This window comes from Flavobacterium sp. (genome assembly GCF_017744675.1).
Classification (GTDB): Bacteria; Bacteroidota; Bacteroidia; order Flavobacteriales; family Flavobacteriaceae; genus Flavobacterium.
This window is the reverse complement of record NZ_JAGIAV010000005.1, coordinates 407,608-414,328: the sequence shown is the minus strand read 5'-3', so window position 1 is coordinate 414,328 and position 6,721 is coordinate 407,608. Positions and strand designations below refer to the sequence as shown.

Below are 6,721 nucleotides of genomic sequence, written 5' to 3'. Positions count from 1 at the left end.
AAATAAAAGCCCCGAAATTAAATTCCGAGGCTTTTATTACTATAAATTAATTTTTATTTCTTTTGATAAGGATATGTTTTATCCAAATGAATTCTTAATCGTCCAGTCGCTGTATAATCTTCCGGAACAAATTTACGAGGATTTGTTATAGATTCTGGATTTGGATGCTGCGGATCATTATCAGGATAAGTAAGATCACCTGTTGGTCTTCTAGGGATACCTCTTGGTTCTGTCTCATCAACATTTGGCGTAGCAGGATCGTCTACCATTGGATCCCAAGGATAATAGTTTCTTATTCCAAAATAAAAAGATGTCCCGTCTAATGTTCCCCAACCCACCTGATCGCTAGGCTTTGTAAGCTCAAATCTTGTTGTATAACCATCTCCATCATCATCAAGATCCAAAAAGTCAGGAATTCCGTCTCCATCAGTATCGTCTATTAACTCTTTTGGCAAATTAGGATATCTCACAGTATCTCCTTGATTGTACACATATCCATCACCATTAATATCCTCCAAATAAGTTGGCACACCATCACCTACTGTCGTTTGTGTAGAAGGGTTATATTCAAGATCAGATCGTTTTAGGGCAAACAATTTAAAACTGAAAACTAACGGAGAATATGCAGGAATATCTGTTTTAGCATTCGCATAATATGCTAGTCCTGAAGGCAAAAACATTACCCCAGCACCATAATCATTATAAGTAATAGTTCCATCATTGCCTGTAGGGTTACGGGTACCTACTTTAAATTGTGGCATAATCTCTCCCCACCCCTCTATTACACCATCTGAAGCATAAATATTCAAATTGAAGTCACGGGCCAATCCATAAGAGGTATCAAACTGAGTGCCATTTAAAAGCGTTCCTGTATAAGAAACCGTAACTCCATCAAAATTACATGGTGCATCACCAACACCTTTATTTAAAATTAAGTAATAAACTTTATAATTTACATCCCGGCTATAAACAGGTCTAACTTTCAAAGGATACTCTTGTTGATCCCAAATAGAAACTTGAGTTCCTCCAGTAGGAATTTTTTCTATTTTAACATCAAAAGTCGTCTTATCTACAACAATATAATTAGTCTTTAAAAATTTTTCAATAGAATCATTATCTGCTTTATACTGCTCTGCATAATCCCTTACAGGAACAATTACTGCTTCATCGTCATCGCTTTTATGACAAGAAACGATGGCAAGACCAGCAAGCAACAAAACAAAATAATATTTAAATTTATTCATTATTATCATTTTTTTAGGTGCGCAAGATACAATATTGATTTATTTTTGTAAAGAATTTAACTTGGATTTTAGAAAAATTATGAGAATAGATAAATACTTGTGGTGCGTTCGTTATTACAAGACTAGAAACATGGTTACTGAAGCATGCAAAAAGAATCAGATCACTGTAAATGGGCAGATTGCAAAACCTTCAAAAGAAGTTTTTCCTACAGACCGAATTACTTTTAGAAAAGATCAAATTACACAAATTATAACCGTTTTAGACATTCCGCAAAATCGTGTTGGAGCAAAGTTGGTGGATTTATATCAAAAAAACGAAACTCCACCAGAAGCTTTTGCACATTTAGAAATGCTAAAACTATCAAAAGAACACTCTAGAAGAACTGGTGCGGGACGTCCAACCAAAAAAGACCGAAGAGATATTGACGATTACGGAGACGATTTTTATGATGACGAGGAAGACCATGATGAAAATTAAATTCCAAATCTCAAATTCTAAATACCAAATGCGATAAATTTGAATTTCACAATTTCATTCTTGCTTCACAAAGTTTGGAATTTGGAATTTTTAAAATTGGAGTTTTAAATTATTTATCTTAGCAAAAAAATACACTATGAGCAGCAATATAATCTTGACCAATCAGGAAATCGAACATAAAATAAAGCGTATCGCATATCAAATCTACGAGACTTTTGTAGACGAAGAAGAAGTTGTTATTGCTGGAATTGCTTCTAACGGATTTGTTTTTGCCGAAAAAATTGCATTGGCACTTCGCAATATTTCTACTTTAAAAGTTTCTATCTGCGAAGTCAAAATAAACAAACAGAATCCGCAAGAAGCGATACAAACTTCTCTAAGTACCGAAGAATACAAAAACAAAGGATTAGTTCTAGTTGATGACGTTTTAAACTCAGGAACTACATTAATCTATGCTGTCCGCCATTTCTTAGACGTTCCGCTTAAAAAATTCAAGACAGCAGTACTTGTTGACCGAAATCATAAAAAATATCCAGTAAAAGCAGATTTTAAAGGAATTTCGCTTTCTACTTCTTTATTAGAGCATGTTCAAGTCGTTTTCAATTCAGAAAATGGCGACTATGCTTCTTTAAGCTAATATTTCTAAAATATCCTGAACCGTTTCTTCGACAGATTTATCATCTACCGAAACTTTATGTTTTGCCTGATTGTAGTAAAAACTTCTGTCGAATAAATGTTTCGCGATAAACTCTTTCATTTCTTCCTCATTCATATTGGCAATCAAAGGACGTTTACTTTTATTATAGACCAATCTATTATATAAGGTATCAATGGATGCTTTTAAATAGATAGATTCAACATCATCTCCTTTTAACAATTCATGATTATTAGCATAACATGGAGTGCCTCCCCCTAAACCGATAATAGTATTTTTGGAAGACTGCAGCAATTCTACGAACATTTGGTGTTCTAATTTTCGAAAATACACTTCTCCATGCTTCTCAAAAATCTCATTTATCGACAAATTTGCTCTTTCTTCGATGCATTTATCTAAATCTAAGAACGGAATATTTGTAATTTTTGACAAATTTTGGGCAATTGTAGACTTTCCGCAACCCATATAACCTAACAACACAATTTTTTTCATATTAATAAAACCTTATAAACTAAGCATTTGAGAATTTTTCCAAAAAAAAGACAAATTTATGATAAAATAGCTTGGAAACTTCAAAAAAAACTCCTTATATTTGCACCCGCATTCAAGAAATTAAATGACTCGATAGCTCAGTCGGTAGAGCACATCACTTTTAATGATGGGGTCCTGGGTTCGAGCCCCAGTCGGGTCACAAAGGTCGGGTAATTATTTTACTCGACCTTTTTTCTTTTAAGGCCATGTGGAGAAACGGTAGACTCGCCATCTTGAGGGGGTGGTGCTCGCAAGGGCGTGAGGGTTCAAATCCCTCCATGGTCACTATTAAAAAATCTATTTTGTTGTAAAATAAGGATTTACAAATTTTATTAAAATTAATTTAAAATTCGTTTCAAAAAACAGCCAATAAGCTAAAATAAGTCCTTATATTTGCACCCTCATTGAAGAAATGACGACTCGATAGCTCAGTCGGTAGAGCACATCACTTTTAATGATGGGGTCCTGGGTTCGAGCCCCAGTCGGGTCACAAAAGGTCAAGTATTATTTACTTGGCCTTTTTTGTTTTTAGGGAATATTCAATCAAAACACATCTTCGTAATTCCTCACCTCTCCTTAAACATCTTTTCATTTACACAAATATTATTTAAAAAGAAATTCCTTTCAGAATAAAAACTTTCCTAAATTCGTTGGCAAATAATTAAATCACTAATCCCAAATTAGTATTATGAAAAACCTACTATTAGCATCATTAATGATGATGACCTGCTCTATCTGGGCACAATCTGCAACCGGCTATTTTGACAAAGCAATGAAAAAAGCAGAAGCTGGAAACACCAAAGGCGCAATTGCCGATTACACTAAAGCGATCAGCATGAATGCTAAATTTGTCGAAGCTTATCAAAATCGTGGTGTAGCAAAATTCAAACTAAATGACCTCAAAGGGGCGCAAGCCGATTTTAGCAAAACAATCGAGTTAGACGACATGAACGCCGATGCTTATACAGGTAGAGCTAATGTCAACTACAAATTGCAAAACTATCAAGGAACTATTGACGATTGCACAGCTTCTTTGGGCTTAAATCCAAAAGATTACATTGCTTATAATTTAAGAGGATTGGCTTATAACAAAATAGGCGACAAGAAAAATTCTTGCAAAGATTTTACAAAAGCAATTGAATTAGGAAGCCAGAGCGCAGCAAAAAACAAAGCAACTTTCTGTAAATAACAGCCTCATTTAAAAAATAAAGACAGCCTGTCAAGATTTTCAATCTTCAGGCTGTTTTCTTTTTTGTCAAAGTAATATATTTCTTAAGAAAAAAATACCTGATTTTAGGTATAAAATATATTCTGAATACCTAAACCTCTAATCCTCTATCTTTTTAATGTAGTTTTAATGCCGAATCTAAGATTTTATTTTACATTTGTTGACTTAATCGAGAAAAATGATAAACAATATTAAAACTGTTTTCAGCATTAAAGATCTTGAGAACTTATCTGGCATAAAAGCACACACTATACGCATCTGGGAAAAAAGATACAATATTCTTGAACCTATGCGAACCGATACTAATATCAGATTTTATAATCTTCAAAATCTGCAGAAACTTTTAAATATTACTTTACTGCACGAATACGGTTATAAGATTTCTAAAATCGCAACATACCCTGAAGAAAAGATACCGCAATTGGTACGTGAAATAATTTCGAAGAAAAACTCTCAAAACTACGCCATTACTTCTTTCAAAATGGCAATGATGAATTTTGATCAAGAGCTATTCTTTAATACGTTTGATTGGCTTATCACAGAGAAAACATTTAAAGAAGTTTTTAAAGAACATTTTTTACCTCTTTTAAAAGAGCTGGGATTACTATGGCAATCTGAAACAATTACTCCTGCAAATGAACATTTTATGAGTCATTTAATTAAGCAGAAGATATTAATTTACACAGAAAGCCTTCAAATTAGAAAACCTACCAAAACTGATCGAATTTTTGTTTTATCACTTCCGTTAAATGAAATTCATCAAATCGGGTTATTATATCTTCAATACGAAATCCTCGACAAAGGCTACAAAACCATTTACCTAGGCGAAAGTATGCCAATTGAGAACTTGCAGGATTTAACCAAGCATTTTGAAAATATTAGGTTTGTTTCTTTCATGACCGTTCAGCCAGACAGAAGCGTAATTAATCAATATGTAAAAACTATGGGACAGAAATTATTGCAAAAGAACAACGAAATTTGGCTTATGGGTAAAATGGTTGAATATATAGACGAGAAGATTCTAACAGACCGAATTCGTGTTTTTGACTCGATGGAAGAAACTATTAATATGCTTTAATTTATTTTTTGTTTAAGTTTTTCGTATATTTGTTAAACAAATGAGAAAAACTATCCAAATAATAGGCTCAGGCTTCTCTTCTTTAGCAGCCGCATGTTACCTTGCCCAACAAGGGAATAAGGTTACTGTCTATGAAAAAAACAGCACAATTGGTGGGCGCGCCAGACAATTTAAAGAGCAAGGCTTTACCTTTGATATGGGACCAAGCTGGTATTGGATGCCAGATGTTTTTGAACGCTTTTTTCAAGATTTCGACAAAAAACCTTCCGATTATTACGAACTGATAAAATTAAATCCAGCCTATCGGGTTTATTTTGGAATCAACGATTTTATTAGCATTTACGATAATCTGGAAGAAATAAAATACACTTTTGAGACCATTGAAAAAGGAAGCGGTCAAAAACTGCAAAACTTTATCGACCAAGCCAAAAGCAATTATGACATCGCAATTAAGGATTTGGTGTATCGCCCAGGAATTTCTCCGCTTGAGTTAATTACCAAAGAAACAGCATTAAAACTCAATCAGTTTTTTAAGAATGTTAGTACTGATATACGAAAAAACTTCAAGAATGAAAGATTAGTTCAGATTCTTGAGTTTCCGGTTTTGTTTCTCGGCGCAAAACCAACTAAAACACCTTCATTTTACAATTTTATGAATTACGCCGATTTCGGCTTAGGAACTTGGCATCCTAAAACCGGAATGTTTGATGTTATTCGAGGAATCGAAAAATTAGCTTTAGAACTTGGCGTTACCATTAAAACCAATTCATCAATAGAAAAAATTGCGGTTGAAAATAATACTGCAGCGGGAATTGTAATTAATGGCGAGCTCTTAAAAGGAGATATTGTTTTAAGCGGTGCCGATTATCACCATTCTGAAAATTTGCTCGAAAAAGGACACAGAATGTATTCTGAAAAATATTGGGAAAGCAGAGTTTTTGCTCCATCTTCTCTCCTGTTTTTTGTTGGTTTCGATAAAAAGATAGAAAGCATTTCTCATCATGCGTTATTTTTTGATGTCGATTTCAATCAGCATGCAGCCGATATTTATGATAACCCAAAATGGCCGAATGCACCATTATTCTATGCCAATTTCCCATCCAAAACAGATGCGACAGCCGCACCCGAAGGTATGGAATCTGGTTTTTTCTTAATTCCTCTCGCACCCGGAATTGAAGATACCGATGCTTTACGAGAAGAATATTTTGAAAAAATAATCACTCGCTTTGAGGAACTTACCCAGCAAAAAATTAAAAATAACATTATCTTTAAAAGATCATTCTGTAAAAATGACTTTGTAGCCGATTACAATGCTTACAAAGGAAATGCTTACGGAATGGCCAATACCCTATTGCAAACGGCTTTTTTAAGACCAAAATTGAAAAGCAAAAAAGTCAAGAATCTATATTTTACAGGACAATTAACCGTTCCTGGTCCAGGTGTTCCGCCTGCTTTAATTTCAGGAAAACTCGCAGCTGAATTAATTCAAAAATCTTTTAGATCTTAA

General features: G+C 33.9%; 7 protein-coding genes and 3 tRNA genes. 8 read left to right on the top strand and 2 right to left on the bottom strand.

Annotation, left to right across the window (positions count from 1 at the left end):
* Positions 1 to 53 precede the first annotated feature (53 nt).
* The gene (locus tag J7574_RS18930) at positions 54 to 1,244 is read right to left on the bottom strand and encodes an FKBP-type peptidyl-prolyl cis-trans isomerase (protein WP_290972302.1); all 1,191 of its coding nucleotides are present in this window, start codon (positions 1,242 to 1,244) and stop codon (positions 54 to 56) included.
* A gap of 79 nt (positions 1,245 to 1,323) precedes the next feature.
* Between J7574_RS18930 and J7574_RS18925 the strand changes: the two genes are divergently transcribed.
* Together J7574_RS18925 and J7574_RS18920 are read left to right on the top strand one after the other, a co-directional pair.
* A complete protein-coding gene (locus tag J7574_RS18925; protein ID WP_290972300.1) occupies positions 1,324 to 1,722 on the top strand; it encodes an RNA-binding S4 domain-containing protein in 399 nt (132 codons plus the stop codon).
* Positions 1,723 to 1,858: 136 nt separating this feature from the next.
* On the top strand, positions 1,859 to 2,359 hold the full coding sequence (locus J7574_RS18920) for a phosphoribosyltransferase domain-containing protein (RefSeq protein ID WP_290972297.1): 501 nt from the start codon (positions 1,859 to 1,861) through the stop codon (positions 2,357 to 2,359).
* Here J7574_RS18920 and J7574_RS18915 read toward each other — a convergent pair.
* A complete protein-coding gene (locus J7574_RS18915) occupies positions 2,351 to 2,869 on the bottom strand; it encodes a shikimate kinase (RefSeq protein ID WP_290972294.1) in 519 nt (172 codons plus the stop codon). The genes J7574_RS18920 and J7574_RS18915 overlap by 9 nt on opposite strands.
* Positions 2,870 to 2,995: 126 nt before the next feature.
* Between J7574_RS18915 and J7574_RS18910 the strand changes: the two genes are divergently transcribed.
* From J7574_RS18910 to J7574_RS18885, 6 genes are all read left to right on the top strand, one after another.
* Positions 2,996 to 3,068, top strand: a tRNA-Lys gene (locus tag J7574_RS18910).
* Positions 3,069 to 3,110: 42 nt separating this feature from the next.
* Positions 3,111 to 3,193, top strand: a tRNA-Leu gene (locus tag J7574_RS18905).
* A gap of 132 nt (positions 3,194 to 3,325) precedes the next feature.
* Positions 3,326 to 3,398, top strand: a tRNA-Lys gene (locus J7574_RS18900).
* A 198-nt stretch (positions 3,399 to 3,596) separates the two neighbouring features.
* Positions 3,597 to 4,097: a hypothetical protein gene (locus J7574_RS18895; protein WP_290972292.1), complete on the top strand. Its 501-nt coding sequence runs from the start codon at positions 3,597 to 3,599 to the stop codon at positions 4,095 to 4,097.
* Between the two features lie 217 nt (positions 4,098 to 4,314).
* Positions 4,315 to 5,214: a MerR family transcriptional regulator gene (locus J7574_RS18890; RefSeq protein ID WP_290972289.1), complete on the top strand. Its 900-nt coding sequence runs from the start codon at positions 4,315 to 4,317 to the stop codon at positions 5,212 to 5,214.
* A 40-nt stretch (positions 5,215 to 5,254) separates the two neighbouring features.
* Positions 5,255 to 6,721: an NAD(P)/FAD-dependent oxidoreductase gene (locus J7574_RS18885; protein ID WP_290972286.1), complete on the top strand. Its 1,467-nt coding sequence runs from the start codon at positions 5,255 to 5,257 to the stop codon at positions 6,719 to 6,721.